This is a genomic window from Amycolatopsis circi, from assembly GCF_003385235.1.
Lineage (GTDB): Bacteria > Actinomycetota > Actinomycetes > Mycobacteriales > Pseudonocardiaceae > Amycolatopsis > Amycolatopsis circi.
Genome location: NZ_PQIA01000047.1, coordinates 24,791 through 41,269 on the forward strand (window position 1 = coordinate 24,791; position 16,479 = coordinate 41,269).

Genomic DNA, 16,479 nt, shown 5'->3' on the forward strand with positions numbered 1-16,479 from the left:
TCACCCGGTGGTCGGGTGCCCGGTGAGGTCGAGGAAGGCTTCGTCGAGGGTCGGCCTGCGGAGCGCGAAGTCCGCCAGCGCGACGCCGCGTTCGTGCAATGCGTTCGCCGCCGCAGCGATCCCGCCGCTCTCGTCCAGCAGTTCGAGGGAGATGCTGCACCGGCGCTCGTCCACGACCGGCACGCCGACCGCGACCGGCGTCAGGGCCGCCACTGCGTCCGCGAGGCCTTCGGGGTGGGCGACGGCGACTTCTAGCCGCTCCCGGCCGACCTTGCGCTTGAGTTCGTCCGCGGTTCCTTCCGCGACGCTCCGGCCCTTGTCGATGACGACGATCCGGTCGGCGAGGTAGTCGGCTTCTTCGAGGTACTGCGTGGTGAGCAGGACCGTGACGCCTTCGCTGACCAGTTCGCGGACCATCGTCCACAAACCCATCCGGCTCGCCGGGTCGAGCCCGGTGGTCGGTTCGTCCAGGAACAACACCGAGGGCCGCGCCACCAGACAGGTCGCGAGGTCCAGCCGGCGACGCATCCCGCCGGAGTACGTGCCGACCGCGCGGTCCGCCGCCTCGACGAGGTTGAACCGCTCCAGCAGTTCTCCCGCGCGGGCGCGCGCTCCTTGACGGCCGAGGTGCAGGAGACGGCCCAGCAGCACCAGGTTTTGCCTGCCGGTCAACAACTCGTCCACGGCCGCGTACTGGCCGGCGAGCGCGATGTGCCGCTGGACCTGCTTGCGTTCCCGCACGATGTCGTGCCCGGCGACGAGCGCGCGGCCGCTGTCCGGCGGGAGCAGCGTCGCGAGCATCCGGACGGTGGTGGTTTTGCCCGCGCCGTTGGGGCCGAGCAAGCCCAGCACCGTGCCGGGCGGGACGGCGAGGTCGACGCCCGCGAGCGCTTCGTGGTCGCCGTAGCTTTTGCGGAGCCCTTCGGCTTCGATCGCGAGTTCTCCGTGTGCCATGTCAGCCTGCTTCCCGGATGTTCTCGGGCGACAGATCGGTCCAGTGGCCCGAAATGTGCGCGAGTGCTTCTTCACGGCTGCTCTCGCCGAGCGAAACCCGCCAGCCCGGCGGGACTTCCGCGAACGAGGGCCAGAGGCTGTACTGCTGTGCGTCGTTGACCAGGACGAGGAAGGCGCCGTTCTGGTCGTCAAACGGGTTTGTCATCGCATGCTCCGGATCGGTTAGGCGAGGCGGTAACGGCGGAAGCTCAGCAGGGTCGCCGCGGCGAAGAGCACGACCAGCGTCACCGCGACGACGATGCCGGGGTGCTGGGCGGGGAACGAATCGTCCGCGGGCACCGGCACGCCCCACAGCTGGCGGCACAGCGTGGTGACGGAGCTGACCGGGTTCCATTCGGCGACCGGCCGGACCCAGGACGGCAGCTGGCTGACCGCCATGAACGCGTTGGACAGGAAGGAAAGGCCGAGCGTCAGCACCGCGCCGACGCCGTCGATCGATTCGGGATTGCCCATCGACAGCCCGAGCAGCACGCCGACCCAGATCATCACGTAGAGGAAGAGGGCGAGCACGGCCAGCCCGGCGAGCAGCGCGGGGAACCCGGCGTGCACGCGGCCGCCGACCGCCAGCCCGATCCCGGCGACGATTGCCAGCGCGATCAAGCCGACCAGCGCGTCGCCGATGGTGTGGCCGAACAGGACGGCGGGACGGGAGATCGGCAGGGAGCGGAACCGGTCGGTCAGGCCGCCTTTGAGATCCATCGCCACCGCGATCGCGGTCGGCGCGATTCCGGCGAGGCCTACCTGCATCAGCGCGGCCGGGAAGAGGAATTCCGGGTAGCTGCCGCCGCCTTCGACGCTTACCGCGCCCTTGAAGACGTAGCCGATCGCCAGCATCGTGATCAGCGAGTTCAGGGTGATGGCGAGGAGTCGGCCGGGCACCTTGCGCAGGTGGGTCAGCCGGCGGCCCGCCAGGGCGAGCGTTTCGACGGCTGCGGCAATCGCCTTTGGTGGCTCCGTCGGGGTGGTCATTGTGGTCACTGCGACTCCTCGTTTCCGGTGCTCGCCAGCGTTTCGGCCACTGCGGCACCGATCTCCGCCTGTGGTCGCGGGTCCATCAGGTATTCGTGGCCGCAGTCGATCCGGTGGGTGCGCACCGGTCCGGCCACGTGCGGCACCCAGCGGCCCGCTCGTTCGGCCACCTCCGCGTCGCTCAATCCCTCGGCGGCGACGAACAACTCGACTGCGCCGGTGAATCTCGCGGGGCGGTAGCGGTGGGCCAGGGACGCGTTGTTGTCCATCACGGCGAGGACGCGGGTCATGCGTTCCTCGCCGATGTCGGCCAGTCTGCTGTCTCCATGACGCAGCACGGCGATGACGTCGGCAGGGGTCAGCTCGGTATCGGCGTCGGTGTCGTGGAAGCCCACGTGCTCCAGGAAATCGACGAGCAGCTCGTGGCGGGACGGTGCGGTTTCGGAACCGTCCTGCGGGTAGCTGTCCAAGATGGACAGTGAGCCGACCGTTTCGCCTTCGGACTCCAGGCGGACCGCCAGTTCGAAGGCCAGCAGACCGCCGTAGGACCAGCCGAGCAGGTGGTACGGGCCGTGTGGCTGGATCCGGCGGATGTGCTCCAGGTAGTCCTCGGCGACCTGTTCGACGGAGTCCGGGAACTGTTCTGTGCCACTGATTCCCGGCGACTGCAGGCCGTAGATCGGACGGTCCGGCAGGTGGGCCGCCAAGCCCAGGTAGGGCAGGCTCAGGCCGAGTCCGGCGTGCAGGCAGAACAGCGGCGGTTTCGACCCGGTCGGACGGATCTGCAGAACGGGCGCGAACGGGTCCGGCAGGTCCGCCAGATCGGGTTCGGCTCGTTCGGCCAGTGCGGCCAGACGTTCGACGCTGCCGTGGGTCAGGACGTCGGCCACGGTCAGCCGCAATCCGGCTCGTCGGGCCAGTGCGACCAGTCGGACGGACTGCAGGCTGTTGCCGCCCAGTTCGAAGAAGCCCCTCTGGACGTCGACGTCAGCGATGCCAAGGGTTTCCGCGAACGCCGCTTGCAGCAGTTCGACGGTTTCGCTCGTGTCCTGGCCGGATTGCACAGTGGGAGCGGGCAGGGCGGCGCGATCCAGCGAGCCGTCCGGAGCGACGGGGATGGTGTCCAGTTCCGTGAAGGCGGACGGGATCAGGTAGTCCGGGAGTTCGGCGGCCAACGCTTCCCGCAGGGCTAGCGGGTCGACGCCGCGTTCCCATTGCGGGACCACGTAAGCGATCAAGTCGTCCTCGGCGATGACGACGGCTGCGGCGACCGAGGGCTGGCGGTGCAGGGCCGCTTCGATTTGCCCGATCGGGATCGCGAAGCCGCGTACCTGGGCCTCGCGGATCACCTCCACGGTTCCGTCCAACCGGGTGCGGGCGGGGAGGCCGGTGGGTGCGCCAGCCAAGTACAGCTCTCCTCGGCCGCCGCGAGGCACTGGCTGCAGACTCTGGTCGAGGACGTTGGCGTGGCTGTGCGCGAACGAGCGTCCGTTGACCAGCGAGAGCCAGCCGGACGCCGCGGTGCCCTCGCAGTTGAGTGCTCCGTCGAGGAATTCTTCGCCGAAGTTCAGCACCCGGGTGCCCGGTCGCAATGCCAGCATTTTCGCGATGCTCGGGGTCAGGACCACGACGCTCGGGTCCACCGATGACGCGAGTTCCGCGATTTCCGCGGCGGGAGCGACGGTGACCAGCGCGCCGACATGCAAGGCGGCGAGCACGACCGGCAGCGCGAATTCGGTGTCGGGTGCGAGGACTCGGTCGCTGGCTGTGAGTGGCAGTTCGGCCAGTAGGGCGGCGATTGTCGCGGCCAGCGCGCCTCGGGTGAACACCGCGTCTCCGCGATACGCGAGATCTCCTGCCGACGAAGGCACCTTCAGGTCGGTGTCGGCGAATCCGGACACGTCCGTCTGCGGGAACGACGAACTGCCCTGCGACGTCCAGGCTGCACCGGTGGCGAGGACGGCGAAGATCGCTGCCCAACGGTCTCGGCCTGGCGGGAGGTCGATAGTTACCGTCTCCCCCGGTCCCGTGCCCTGCGCTTGCAAGGCTCGGGCCAGGCGGTTAGCTTGCTCGCGCAGACCGATGTCGCCGGGTACCAGCAGCTTCGGATCCGGAACCGCGACAGGCTGCGAGGACGGAATGGCTCGCTCGGCGGCCGTGCGCAGGTCGATCCGGCTCAGCGGCTGCCCGGGATCTTCGGCGGCGGCCGTCAGGAGAAGTGCCAGGCGGTCAACGAGCAGCTGCGCGGTTTCCGCGGTGAACGCGTCGGCGTTGTACTCGAGGGTGCCTTCCAGACCGCGCTCCCCCTTGTGCTGGCCCAGCTGGAAGGTCAAGTCGAACTTGAACTTCTTGTGCGTCGGGGCCAGCAGTTCGGGTCGCGCGGTCAGGCTGCCGAGACTGACTTCGGAGGGCGGGACGTCGTAGAAGGACAGCAGCACCCCGAACAACGGCTGCCGCGACATCGACCGAGTCGGTTGCGTCGCCTCCAGCAGCCGTTCGAAGGGCAGGTCCTGGTGGGCGTAGGCGGTTAGGTCGGCGTCGCGGACCCGCGCGACCAAGTCGGCGAAGTGCGGATCGCCGCTGGTGTCGGTGCGTAGGACGAGCGTGTTGACGAAGAAGCCGACGAGGTCGTGCACGGCTTCGTCCGGACGTCCGGCGACCAGGCTGCCGAGCGGGATGTCGGTTCCCGCGCCGAGACGGGTGAGCAGCGTGGCCAGCGCGGCTTGGACGACCATGAACAGGCTCGCGCCTTGTTCGTGCGCGAGCCGCGCGAGACCGCGATGTACGGCGGACGGCACCTCGAACTCGATGGTTCCGCCGCGGTAGCCAGCAGAGGCGCGGCGCGGCAGGTCGACCGGCAGCGCCAGTTCGCCCGGAATTCCGGCGAGTGCTTCCCGCCAGTGCTTCAGCAGGCGGGCGGATTCGCCGTCCTTGGTGTCGTCCAGCAGGGAGTGTTGCCAGACTGAGTAGTCCGCGTACTGGGCGGGCAGGTCTGTCCACTCTGGACTCTTTCCGGACAGCCGTGCCTCGTACGCGGTGGCGAGGTCACGGGCGAGCACGTCGACGGACCAGGCGTCTCCGGCGATGTGGTGCAGTACCAGCAGGAGGACGTGGTCGCCGTTCTCAGAGGGACCGAACAGTTTGCTGCGCAACGGGAGGTCAGCGGCCAGGTCGAAGCCGCGGGCGACTTCTTCTTCCAGCGCCGCGGTGAGGTCTGTGGGCATCGGTGCGGCCCGCAGGGACTCCCCTGCGTCGAGGACGCGCTGGAACGGCACGCCGTCGGTGTCGGGGAAGACGGTGCGCAGGATCTCGTGGCGTGCGGTCAGATCGTCGACGGCTGCGGCGAGTGCTGCGTAGTTCAGCTCTCCGGACAGGCGGACGGCGAGGGGGATGGTGTACCCGCCGTGCTCGCCTTCGAGCCGGTTGAGGAACCACATCCGCTGCTGGGCGTACGACAGCGGCAGCGGCTCGGGACGGTCCAGTTTGCGGAACGCCGCGCGAGCCTGTCCTGCCGACGCGAGCCGTCCGGCCAGTGCGGCGACAGTGCGGGCTTCGAACAGGTCCCGCAGCGGCAGTTCGACGTCCAGTTCCGAGCGGATCCGGCTGACCAGCGCAGTGGCCAGGAGGGAATGGCCGCCGAGTTCGAAGAAGTCGTCGTCGATTCCGGCTTCGGGCAGGCCCAGCACCTCGGCGTAGAGCCGGGTCAGTTGTTCCTCGACCGGGGTCCGTGGGCCGCGCTTCTCTTGTCCGGTCAGGTTTTCCGGGGCGGGCAGAGCTTTGCGGTCGACTTTGCCGTGTGCGGTCAGCGGGAGCCGGTCCAGTACGACGATCGCGCTGGGCACCATGTACGCGGGCAGCAGTTCGGCCAGCTGAGCTTGCAGGTCCTCGGGCCGGGCGGTTCCCGCGACGTAGCCGACCAGGTGCCGGTTGGCCGCGTCGGAGCCCTGAACGACGACTACCGCGTCGGTGACCGATTCCTGGGCGAGGAGACCGGCTTCGATCTCGCCGAGTTCGATGCGGTGGCCGCGGATCTTGACCTGGAAGTCCCGGCGCTCCACGAACTCCAGTGCGCCGTCAGCCCGGCACACCACGCGGTCGCCGGTCCGGTACATCCGGGTACCCGGTTCGCCGTACGGGTCCGCCACGAAGACCGAACCCGTCTTGACCGGATCGTCGACGTAACCGCGTCCGACGACCAGTCCGCCGACGTACAGTTCGCCTGCCGCGCCCGGGGGAACCGGCCGCAGCTCGTCGCCCAGCACGTACAGCCGCGTGTTCCGCACCGGGAGGCCGATCGGCACTCGCAGACCTTGTGCATCGTCCACACTGGACAGAACGGCGTGGGTCACGTCGTCCGAGCACTCGGTCGGGCCGTAGGCGTTCACCATCGGGATGTTCGGGAAGTATTCGAACCACCTGACGCACAGGTCCGGCGGCAGTGCCTCGCCGGTGACCACTAGCCAGCGCAACCCGTCCAGGTTCGGCGGGCTTCCGGCGTCCCAAAAGTCCAGCGCCGCCCGCAACAACGAGGGCACGACTTCCAGCACGGACATGCCCAAGCCGAACAGCGCGTCCGGATCAGCCGCCGTCTCCCGGCTCACCGCCCGGACTTGAGCGCCGACCATCAGCGGGGCCAGCATCTGCCACACCGACACGTCGAACGTCAGCGGAGCGTTCTGCACCAGCACATCCGACGGTTTCAGCGCCAGGTCTTCCACCTTGGCCAGCAGGTGGTTGACCATCCCGCGGCGAGAGACCATCGCTCCCTTGGGGCGGCCCGTGGAGCCGGAAGTGAAGATCAGGTACGCGACATCGTCGTCGGCGCCGACCACCGGTGCCAGTTCGGTGTCGACTGCTCCGTCCAGCTCGATGACCTCTACCGGGAGGTTGGCCGCGATCTCCCGGAACTCCGGGGCCACGATCACGCACGCCGCGCCGCTGTCCGCCACCAGGCCTTGCAGGCGAGCGAGCGGGACCGTCGGGTCCAGCGGCACGTAAGCACCGCCTGCGCCGACTACACCGAGAACCGCCGAAATGAAGCCGATGCCGGGACCGGCGAGCACGGCCGCTACCCGATCCGCTGGCACCCGACGGGACAGCGCCGAAGCCAGTCCCATCAGTTCTGCGTAGGTCACGGATCCGGCGTCGTCGACCACCGCGATCGCGTCCGGAGCCTGCGCCCGCACTCGCTCGACCACGCCCTCGCCGACCGGGCCAGTCGCGCCCAGCAGGAAGGTCTGCGATGGTTCGGACACCACGTCGATCCGGCCCAGCAGGCGGCCCGGGTCGCCGAGCACCGTGTCGAGCAGCGCTCGGAACTGCTGCGCCAGCCCGTGGACGCGGTCGTCGCCGAAGGCCTCGCGGAGGTAGTCGAAGCGGAAGACGAGGGAGCCGCGCGGTTCCACCACGAGGCTGAGCGGGTAGTGCCGGGAGTCGAGCGTCACCGCGTCGACCACGCGGACGTCCTCGCCGAGTTTCACCAGCGGGCCGCCGTCGCCGGCGGGGACGTTCTCGAACACCACTGCGGTGTCGAAGAGTTCACCGCTGTCCGGGATCGCTCCGCTCAGCTGCGCCTGTCCGATGTGCTGGTAGGACACCATTGCGGCTTGTTGACGTCCCAGTTCGGCGAGCAGTTCGCGGACCGGGCGGGCCGGGTCGAGCCGGGCTCGGACTGGCACGGTGTTCACGAACATGCCGACCATCGTTTCGACGCCCGGCAGTTCCGCCGGACGTCCGGACGCCACTGCGCCGAACACCACGTCCTGCTGTCCAGCCAGCCTGCCGACCAGAATCGCCCAGCAGGCTTGCACGATCGTGCTGACCGTCAGCTCGTTTTCCCGTGCCCAGGCATAGAGGTTCGCAGTGTCGCTTTCGGACAGTTCTAACTCGACAGTCGCGGGCAGGTTCGCGGCGGCGGGCAGGTCTGGGGCTACGCGGGTCGGGCCGGGCAGGCCGTCGAGCAAGTCCTGCCAGGCTTTCCGTCCGGCTTCCTGGTCTTGGCGGGACAGCCAAGCGAGGTAGTCGCGCATCTGCGGCACGGCGGGCAGTTCGGCCGTCGCGCCGCGTGCGTAGAGCTGCGCCAGCTCGTCGATGAGGATGGGTACCGACCAGCCGTCGGTCGCGATGTGGTGTGCGCTCCACAGGAACCGGTAGCGCTCTGCGGCGACCCGGATCACGGTGAAGCGGACCAGCGGCGGGCGGGCGAGGTCGAAGCGGCGCAACCGGTCCTGGTCGACCAGCCGTTGCAGTTCCGCCTCGCGGTCCTCCTCCGGCAGCACGGTCAGGTCGATTTCGGTCCACGGCAGCTCGACCGATTCGGCGACCAGCTGCACGGGTTCTCCGTTGCGGCGTCGGCGGAAGTACCCGCGCAAGGCGGTGTGCCGGGTCAGCAGCGTGGCGCAGGCATCCCGGACGGCGGCGGTGTCGAGTGGTCCTTCGAGGTCCGCGATCGCTTGCACGGCATAGAAATCCACCCCCTCGGCGTCCAGTTCGGCGTGGAAAAGCATGCCCTGCTGCAACGGCGCGAGCGGAAGCACTTCCTCGACCGGCCCGACCCGCAGCTCGTCGAGTTCTCCCGGTTCGAGTTCGACCAGGGTGGCGGCGGGTTCAAGGGCGACGTCGTCCCCGATCGGGACGGCGTTTTCCGCGATCGCCGCCGGAGTGCGCGCTTCCAGCAAGTCGCGCGGCGTGATGATCAGTCCGGCCTTCCGCGCGCGGCTAACCACCTGGATCGAGCTGACGCTGTCGCCGCCGAGCGCGAAGAAGTTGTCGTCGATGTAGACCTTCGGTACCGTCAGCACTTCGGCCAAGACATCGCACAGGATGGCCTCGACGGCATTGCGCGGGGCCCGGCCGACTGTCTCGGCGGCGAAATCGGGCTCCGGCAACGCATCCCGGTCGACCTTGCCGTGCACGGTCAACGGCATCGCGTCGAGCACGACCATCGCGGGCGGCACCAGGTAGTCCGGCAGCCGCTGCTGCAGTTCGCTGCGCACGGACGGGATGTCGACCGGCTCCGTTCCGACCAGATACGCGGCCAGCCGTTTGGTCCCGGCGTCGTCGGTGCGCACCACCACGACCGCGTCCGCGATCTCGGGCAGCTCGCGCAAGGTGGCTTCGATTTCGCCGAGTTCGATGCGGTGGCCGCGGATCTTGACCTGGAAGTCGCGGCGCTCGATGAACTCCAACGAACCATCGTCTCGGCGCACCACCCGGTCGCCGGTCCGGTACATCCGGGTGCCCGGCTCGCCGAACGGGTCCGCTACGAACACCGAGCCGGTCTTGGCCGGATCGCCCACGTAACCGCGTCCGACGACCAAACCACCGATGTACAGCTCGCCAGCCGCTCCCGCCGGGACCGGACGTAGCTCGTCGCTCAGCACGTACAGCCGGGTGTTCCGCACCGGCAGACCGATGGGCGTCCGCAGCCCGCGCACATCGTCCACATTGGACAGGATCGCGTGTGTCACGTCATCCGAGCACTCGGTCGGACCGTAGGCGTTCACGAGCGGGATCTCCGGGAAGTACCCGAACCAGCGCACGCACAGATCCGGGGGCAATGCCTCGCCGGTCACCACGAGCCAGCGCAATCCGGCCAGCTCCGGCGGACCACCGGCGTCCCAGAAGTCCAACGCGGCCCGCAGCAACGACGGCACCACTTCCAGCACCGACATGCCCAAGCCGAACAACGTCTCCGGATCCGCCGCGATCCGCCGGTCCACCACGCGAACCTGGCCGCCGACCACCAGCGGCGCGAGCATCTGCCAGACCGACACGTCGAACGTCAGCGGCGCGTTCTGCACCACCGCGTCGGACGCACTGAGCCCGAGGTCCTCGACCTTCGCCAGCAGGTGGTTCATCATCCCGAGCCGCGAGACCATCGCGCCTTTGGGACGGCCGGTCGAACCCGACGTGAAGATCACGTAGGCCACGTCATCGTCCGCGCCGACGACCGGGGCCAGCTCGGTGTCGACCGTGCCGTCCAACTCCACGACGTCGACCGGCAACTCCGCGGCGATCTCCTGGAACTCCGGTGCCGCGACCACGCAAGCCGCACCACTGTCCGCCACCAAATCGCGCAACCGCGCCAACGGCAGCGTCGGATCCAGCGGCACGTAAGCACCACCAGCGCCCAGCACGCCGAGAACCGCTGAAATGAAGCCGCTTCCCGGGCCAGCGAGCACGCCGACCACGCGTCCCGCAGGCAGCCGCCGGGACAACGCCGAGGCCTGCCCGACCAGGTCCGCATAACTCACCGACCCGGCAGCGTCGACCACCGCCACCGCGTCCGGAGCCTGCGCGCGGACCCGCTCCACCACGCCCGCACCCACTGAGCCAACAGCGCCCAGCCCGGCGGCGAGCAGTTCCGCCCGCTCTCGCTCGTCGGCGACATCCACGTGCGCGAGCGGAGCTTCCGGATCGGCGCACGCGAAGCGGTCGAGGAACCCGGCGAACCGATGCAGGTGACTGTCCACTCCGGACTCGTCGTAGAGGTCGGGGTTCCCGTTGAGGTGCAGTTCGATCCCGCCGCCGGGCTCATCGAGGACAGTGATGGACAGGTCGTTGGTGATCCCGGTGGACAGGTTCCGCACGCGGATCACGCAGTCGCCCAGCCGCAGCCCGGGATCCGCGGGCAGCACGTTGACGAACGGACCGCCGAAGGGCCGCCGTTCGTCGCTGCGCACGCCGATGTCGCGGCGGATCTGGTTGACGTGGTACCGCTGGTGCTTGAGTGTGCGGGCGAGTTCCCGCGAAGCCTGCTTCAGCAGCAGCTGCGGGGTCATCGCGGGCGTGACCTGCATCTTCAGCGGCAGGTAGTTCGCCATCATCCCCGGGATCGTCCGCGTCCGGACACCCGCGCGGGCGGCCACCGGGACGGTCAGCATCAGGTCCTGGATGCCGGAAAGGCGTTCGGTGTAGGCGGCCATCGCGGCGAGTAGGAAGGTCGGCAGGGTCACCCCGGCCTGCGCCACCGCCTTCCGCGCCGCGGCGGCCGCGTCGGCGGGCAGGGCGAGCGTGCGGCGAAGGAATCCGCGAGCCGGTGCGGGTTCCTTGCCGGACAGACTGATCAGGTCCGGGACCGTGCGGAAGTGGCTGCTCCAGAACTCGCGGTCCCGTCCGAGATGCGTCGACCTCTGGTAAGCAAGCTCCGACTCCAGCAGGTCCCGGAACGGCGGCAGCGCACGGCCCTCGGGCTCCGCGCCGGTCAGCACGGCCGTGTACAGCTCGCCCATCCGGCGGTGGCAGATCGCGGCGCTGAACCCGTCGCCCACCAGGTGGTGGGTGGTGAGATACCAGAACCGCCGACGCGGGCCGAGCGTGAGCAGGGCAGCGCGGAACAGCGGGAAGTCGGTGACGGAGAACGGCCGGGCCAGGTCCTCGTGCATCCACGCCAGCGCGGCCGCCTCGGGGTTCGGTTCGCCGGACAGGTCGAGAAAGCTGACCGGCAGTTCGGTCAGCGGCTCGACCACTTGGCGCGGTTCGCCGTCGACCTCGAAAAACCGCGCGCGGAAGCATTCGGCCTCGTCGGTGAGCAGGCGGAACGCCTCGAGGAACGCCGCCACGTCGAGGTCGCCGGAGATGTCCAGGTAGTCGGCCATCGCGTAGGCCAGCCCGCCTCCGGACAGCTGCTCGTCGAACCAGACGTCAGTCTGGGCCGTGGACAGGGGCAGGCTGGTCTCGACAGCAGTCATCGCGGCACCTCGGAAAGTCGGTCGGTGGTCTGTTCGGGCGCCCGGCCGAGCGCGTCGGCGGCCCAGTGGTCCCGGTAGACCGTGTCCAGGTAGTGGTCGCCCAGATCCGGGGAGATGGCCACGGCGGTCAGATCCCGGTCCTCGCGGGCGAGCCAGGACAGCGCGCCGGCGACGACGGTGCCGGTCGAGCCGCCGAACAGGAAGCCGTGCCGCACCAGCGTCCGGCACATCTCGACGGTTTCGGTTTCCTCGACGTGCACCACATCGTCCACTAAGGACTCGTCGAGCAACGCGGGGCGGATCGCCGAGCCGAGCCCGGGAATCTGCCTCGGCCCGGGCGGGCCGCCGAAGCTCACCGAGCCGACGCTGTCCACCGCGACCACGCGGATCGACCGGCGTGCCTCGCGCAGGTACCGGGCACAGCCCATCAGCGTCCCGGCCGTTCCGGTGCCGACGAACAGCACGTCGAGGCCGGGGAACATGCGCAGGATCTCCGGACCGGTGCTCCGGTAGTGCGCGGTCCAGTTGCCCGGGTTGGTGTGCTGGTCGAGCCAGACGTAGTCCTCGTGCTCCGCGCAGAGGCTCTCCACCATCCGCTGCCGGGCGCCGACCAGGCCATCCACCGGATGCGGTTCGGTCAGCACGTGGACCTCGGCGCCGTAGTTCTGCATCAGCTGCCGCGCGGACAGCGTGCAGTGGTCGTCGGTGACGCAGATGAACCGGTATCCCCGGCTCGCCGCGACCATCGCGAGCGCGACGCCGATGTTCCCGGACGAGCTTTCGACGATCGTACGGCCGGGGAGCAGCTGGCCGTCCCGCTCGGCGCGCTCGACGATCTCCAGCGCGGCCTTGAGCTTGATCGACCCGGCGAAGTTGAATCCCTCGCATTTGACGAACAGGTCGCGGCCGACGAACCGGCGCAGGTCGACGTAAAGATCCGGGACGGTGAACTCCTGAGGGGCGGATATCACCCGCACGGCAAACCTCCGGTGCCCAAGGGGCGGTTCAGCGCCGGGAACGACTCGCCCTGGCCGACTTTGCCGGCGAGCAGCCCGGTGAAGACGATGAGTTTCTGGATGTTCGCGGCGCCTTCCATGAATTCGACGCCGCGCGCGTCGCGAACCAGCTTGTCCAGCAAGGGATGCGCCCAGCGCGCGCTCGGTCCGAAGAACCGGCAGGCCGCTCTGGTCGCGTCCTCGGCGAGCCGGCTCGCCTCGGCTTTGGCGGACGAGGCGAGGTGCCCGCCTCGGCTGCCGCCCGCGTCGACCTCCATCGCCGCGAGGTGCACCAGGTTCCGGACGCTCTCGATCCGGTATCCCAGCTGGTCCCATTCGGCCGCCGCGCCGCCGGTGAGCAGGCCGCCCTCCGCGCGGACGTACTCGTGCGCGGCCCGCGCGATGCCGACGGCGATGGCCGCGACCCCGGGACGAAGCCGGTTGAACGTCAGCGTGGCGGCCCACATTCCGCGCCGGGTCGGGGAAAGATGGCGACCCAGCACCCGGTTCGCGGGGATCCGTACGCCGTCGAACTCCAGGGCGCAGAACCGCGCGCCGCGCAACCCGAGCATACCCAGCGGTTCGGCGCGGAAGCCGGGGGAAGCGGTGTCCAGGAGGACCGCGCGCACGCCGAGCGGGCCCGGCGCGGTGCGGGCGAAGACCACGCCCATGCCTGCGCGGGAAGCGTTGCCGACGTAGCGTTTCCGGCCGTTGAGGAGGAAGTCTCCGTCTGGGCCGGGGGTCAGGCTGGTGGTCAGTGCGTTCGCGTCGGAGCCCGCGTCGGGTTCGGTGAGCGCGAAGAACGTCCACGTTGGACGGTCGACCAGCCTGCCGTAGAACCAGGCCTTCTGTTCGTCGTCGCCGAGCACATCGATCAGGACGCCGGACATCGACGCGCCCGGTGCGGCGAGCATCGCGCCCGCGTCGCCCCGGGCGAACTCCTCCAGCAGCACCGTCCGTTCCAGCGCGGTCATCCCGTGGAACCGGTGCCCGGCGACCTTGATGCCCTCCGCGCCGTACTCCCCCGGGACCAGCAGCTGCGCCATGCAGCGCACGGCTGGCAGATCTGCGAACTGGGCGATGGCGTCGGGATCGCGGTCGAGCACGGCTCCGGCGGCGCGGAGATCAGTCGCCCATTCCGCGGCGAGATCCCGTAGCGCCAGCAACGGTTCGGTCAGCACGGTGCCGGTCACGTCGTCCCCTCGGCCATTTCGTGGACACTCGCGAGCAGCTCCGACACGTCGGCGACCTCGCCCGGACCGCCAGCCAGGAAACCCTTCGCCCCCAGCAAACCGAGCAGCTTCCGGTCCACATCGGACAGACATTGATGCAGATATCGCACTCGCGCGGGAGCCATGCTCCCGTCCGCCAGCAAATCCGCCTCGACGGCCAGCTGTCCGTTCAACGCGGTCGCGAGGCAGCCTTGGATCATCTGCTTGCGCAGCAAGGATTCCTCCCCTGAACGCCGCTCGCCCAGGTACCGCAGGCACTCGTCAAGCAGCCCCTGCGAAAGCCCCAGCCGCACCCACACCAGGCTCGGCCCCGCAGGCGCGTCCGGCAGGTCCCGGGCGAACACGACCGCGCCGCCCGGGAGATCAGCCTCCCGCAAGACCTCCGTCCCGGCAGGCAGTTCTCCCGCCGGGACAGCGGCGATCGCGCTGTTCCGGTGCCTCGTCGGCAGCAGCTTGAGTGCGGGCGCGACGCCCTGCTCCCGGGCGACGCGCCGGTACTCCTGCGACGGCACCTTGTCAGGCACAGATTTCCGCGATGACGAACGCGGCGAGCGAACGCACCGATTCGAAGTGCTGCATCTCCAGGTTCTCGGTGTCGAACTCGATGCCGAACGTGTCCTCGAGCTGCATCAGCAGTTCCAGCACGCCGGTCGAGTCGAGGCCGGCGTCGGACAGCCGGGTGTCCGCGGACAGGTCGGCGACGTCCCGTTCGAGCACCGTGCCCAGCGCGCCGGTGATGCCTTCGACGACCCGGTCCTCGGTCAGGGTCTGCGCGGTCTGCGTGGTCTCAGTCATGACTCTCCTTCTTTTACACAGGGTTCAGCGCGCCGTCGGAGCGAATCCGCGGGCGTCGCGGCGGGCTTGGCCGCGGGAAATCCGCAGCGGATCCCAGTCGTGGCCGCGTTCGGGCAGCAGGGCGCGGTCGGCGAAGACCGCGCCGTCGTACGCTTCGGCCAGCACCGGCCGGTCGAGGATCGCCTCGGCGCACTGCGCACCGCCGACCGCGGCGCCGACGACTCCCCCGCCGTGGATGTCCTGTCCGGCGACGAACAGTCCTTCGACGTCGGTCCGCACGTCCGGCCGCCGTCCGTGCGGGCCCCAGGACTGCAGTCCGTACGCGGCACCGCCGGTGGCCAGGGTGTAGCGCTCCTGCGTGAGCGGAGTGGCCGATTCGAGGTAGACGATGCGGTCCCGGAACGGGCCGAGCACTTCTTCGGCGCGGTCGAGCAGACAGGCGGCGAGTTTCTCTTTGGCCGCGCGGTATTCGGCCACACGCCGATACCGGAGTCCGGACGCTGGTCCGTCGGTTACGCCCCACTGTTCGTAGCCGGGCGGGCACGCGGTCATGATCTGGAGGTTCGTGTATCCGGGCGGGCAGACGGCGGGGTTGCCGGGATCCTTGTGCGAGGCGGAGGAGATGAACACGAACGGCAGCTCGTCGAACTGGCCCGCTTCCGTTCGGGCGTAAGCACTTTCGACGTCGCCGCTCGGCCAGTACCAGATGTTGGCCTCGGACGCTTCGACCAACTCCGTGTCCACCACCGCATAACTGGTGACCAGCGGCAGCCGCATGACCGCGTCTTCGGTGCGGCGGACGATGCCTTCCGGCAAGTTTTCCCGTCCGCCGCACAGTTCCAACACCGTGCGTCGATAGTCCGCATTGGACACCACCAGCGGCGCGCGCAGCACGTCACCGTCGGCCAGCTCGACACCGGCCGCGCGTCCGTGCTCAATGATGATCCGGGCGGCGCGCGCTTTGGTGCGCAGCTGACCGCCGTGCGTTTCGAGCTGCTCCACCAGCGCGGCGGCCAGCATTTGGCCGCCGCCCTCGGGGTAGTACGCGCCGCCGGTCAGGTAGTCGTCGAGCATGCGGATGTGCGCCGCGACAACGGTGTTCGCTGGCGAGGACGCGTAATTGCCGGACTGCGCGGCCAACACCGTACGCAAGGCCGCCGACAGTCCACAATGGTCAAACAGGCGGCTCAGGCTGCGTCGGCTCCAGCGCACCACCGCGGCCGAATTTCCCAGCACCGGCCGGGCACTCGCCGAGTACCGGGCCGCGGCGGCGATCTCCCCGCAGATCGCGAGGTACTCCCGGAGCCCCGCGGCCTCGGCCGGAAAGGTTTCGAGCAGCCGATCTCCGTACCGGGACCAGCTTTCCGGAACGTCGAAGCGCACGCCCGGCAGCACGATCCGGTCGAAGCCGTCCGGGTCGAGCCGGCGGAACCGCACCCGGTCACCGATGCCGAGCCCGGCCAGCAGCCGCGGGAGCAGCCCGCCGGGGCCGCAGTCGCCGAGGTAGTGCACGCCGATGTCGAACTCGTAGGAGCGCCTCCGCCGGAACATGTGGCAGTTGCCGCCCGCCACGTCGTGCTGCTCCAGCACCAGCACCCGGCGGCCGAAGGCGGCGAGGTACCCGGCGCAGACGAGGCCGCCGATCCCGGACCCGATCACGATCGCGTCCCAGGAAGAGCTTCCCGCCTCGTTCGGACTCATGCCGGTGACGCTACGGCGGGGCGGTGACCCCGGGCTGACCGCGCGCTGACAGCTGGGGGCAGTCAGCAGCAGGCGGTCGCC

Annotated in this window: 9 protein-coding genes; all 9 read right to left on the reverse strand. The window is 69.5% G+C overall.

What is annotated here, in order from left to right; translation table 11 throughout:
- From D0D37_RS21150 to D0D37_RS21190, 9 genes are read right to left on the reverse strand one after another with little or no spacing between them, the layout of a single operon-like run.
- The gene (locus D0D37_RS21150; RefSeq protein ID WP_116202291.1) at positions 1 to 954 is read right to left on the reverse strand and encodes an ATP-binding cassette domain-containing protein; all 954 of its coding nucleotides are present in this window, start codon (positions 952 to 954) and stop codon (positions 1 to 3) included.
- A 1-nt stretch (position 955) separates the two neighbouring features.
- Entirely contained in the window at positions 956 to 1,159 is a 204-nt protein-coding gene (locus tag D0D37_RS21155; protein WP_116202292.1) for an MbtH family protein, read from the reverse strand.
- A 17-nt stretch (positions 1,160 to 1,176) separates the two neighbouring features.
- Positions 1,177 to 1,983 (reverse strand): ABC transporter permease, encoded by an 807-nt coding sequence (locus tag D0D37_RS21160; RefSeq protein ID WP_116202293.1) that lies wholly within the window; start codon positions 1,981 to 1,983, stop codon positions 1,177 to 1,179.
- 5 nt (positions 1,984 to 1,988) lie between these two features.
- Entirely contained in the window at positions 1,989 to 11,675 is a 9,687-nt protein-coding gene (locus D0D37_RS21165; protein ID WP_116202294.1) for a non-ribosomal peptide synthetase, read from the reverse strand.
- Positions 11,672 to 12,652 carry a 2,3-diaminopropionate biosynthesis protein SbnA gene (gene sbnA, locus D0D37_RS21170; RefSeq protein WP_116202295.1) on the reverse strand — a complete coding sequence of 327 codons (981 nt, stop codon included), beginning with the start codon at positions 12,650 to 12,652 and terminating at the stop codon, positions 11,672 to 11,674. The genes D0D37_RS21165 and sbnA overlap by 4 nt, the downstream gene beginning before the upstream one ends.
- A complete protein-coding gene (locus tag D0D37_RS21175) occupies positions 12,643 to 13,863 on the reverse strand; it encodes an acyl-CoA dehydrogenase family protein (protein WP_116202296.1) in 1,221 nt (406 codons plus the stop codon). The genes sbnA and D0D37_RS21175 overlap by 10 nt, the downstream gene beginning before the upstream one ends.
- Positions 13,860 to 14,426 (reverse strand): DUF2786 domain-containing protein, encoded by a 567-nt coding sequence (locus tag D0D37_RS21180; RefSeq protein WP_116202297.1) that lies wholly within the window; start codon positions 14,424 to 14,426, stop codon positions 13,860 to 13,862. The genes D0D37_RS21175 and D0D37_RS21180 overlap by 4 nt, the downstream gene beginning before the upstream one ends.
- Positions 14,419 to 14,697, reverse strand: coding sequence for an acyl carrier protein (locus D0D37_RS21185; RefSeq protein ID WP_116202298.1), 279 nt, complete (start codon positions 14,695 to 14,697; stop codon positions 14,419 to 14,421). Before D0D37_RS21185 ends, D0D37_RS21180 begins: the two co-directional genes overlap by 8 nt.
- 24 nt (positions 14,698 to 14,721) lie before the next feature.
- Positions 14,722 to 16,398, reverse strand: coding sequence for a phytoene desaturase family protein (locus D0D37_RS21190; protein ID WP_116202299.1), 1,677 nt, complete (start codon positions 16,396 to 16,398; stop codon positions 14,722 to 14,724).
- Between the last annotated feature and the right edge of the window lie 81 nt (positions 16,399 to 16,479).

Excerpts from the sequence above, each read along its gene's own strand:
- D0D37_RS21150 (WP_116202291.1), bottom strand. The coding sequence starts at position 954 with ATGGCACACGGAGAACTCGCGATCGAAGCCGAAGGGCTCCGCAAAAGC.
- D0D37_RS21155 (WP_116202292.1), bottom strand. The coding sequence starts at position 1,159 with ATGACAAACCCGTTTGACGACCAGAACGGCGCCTTCCTCGTCCTGGTC.
- D0D37_RS21160 (WP_116202293.1), bottom strand. The coding sequence starts at position 1,983 with ATGACCACCCCGACGGAGCCACCAAAGGCGATTGCCGCAGCCGTCGAA.
- D0D37_RS21165 (WP_116202294.1), bottom strand. The coding sequence starts at position 11,675 with ATGACTGCTGTCGAGACCAGCCTGCCCCTGTCCACGGCCCAGACTGAC.
- D0D37_RS21185 (WP_116202298.1), bottom strand. The coding sequence starts at position 14,697 with ATGACTGAGACCACGCAGACCGCGCAGACCCTGACCGAGGACCGGGTC.
- D0D37_RS21190 (WP_116202299.1), bottom strand. The coding sequence starts at position 16,398 with ATGAGTCCGAACGAGGCGGGAAGCTCTTCCTGGGACGCGATCGTGATC.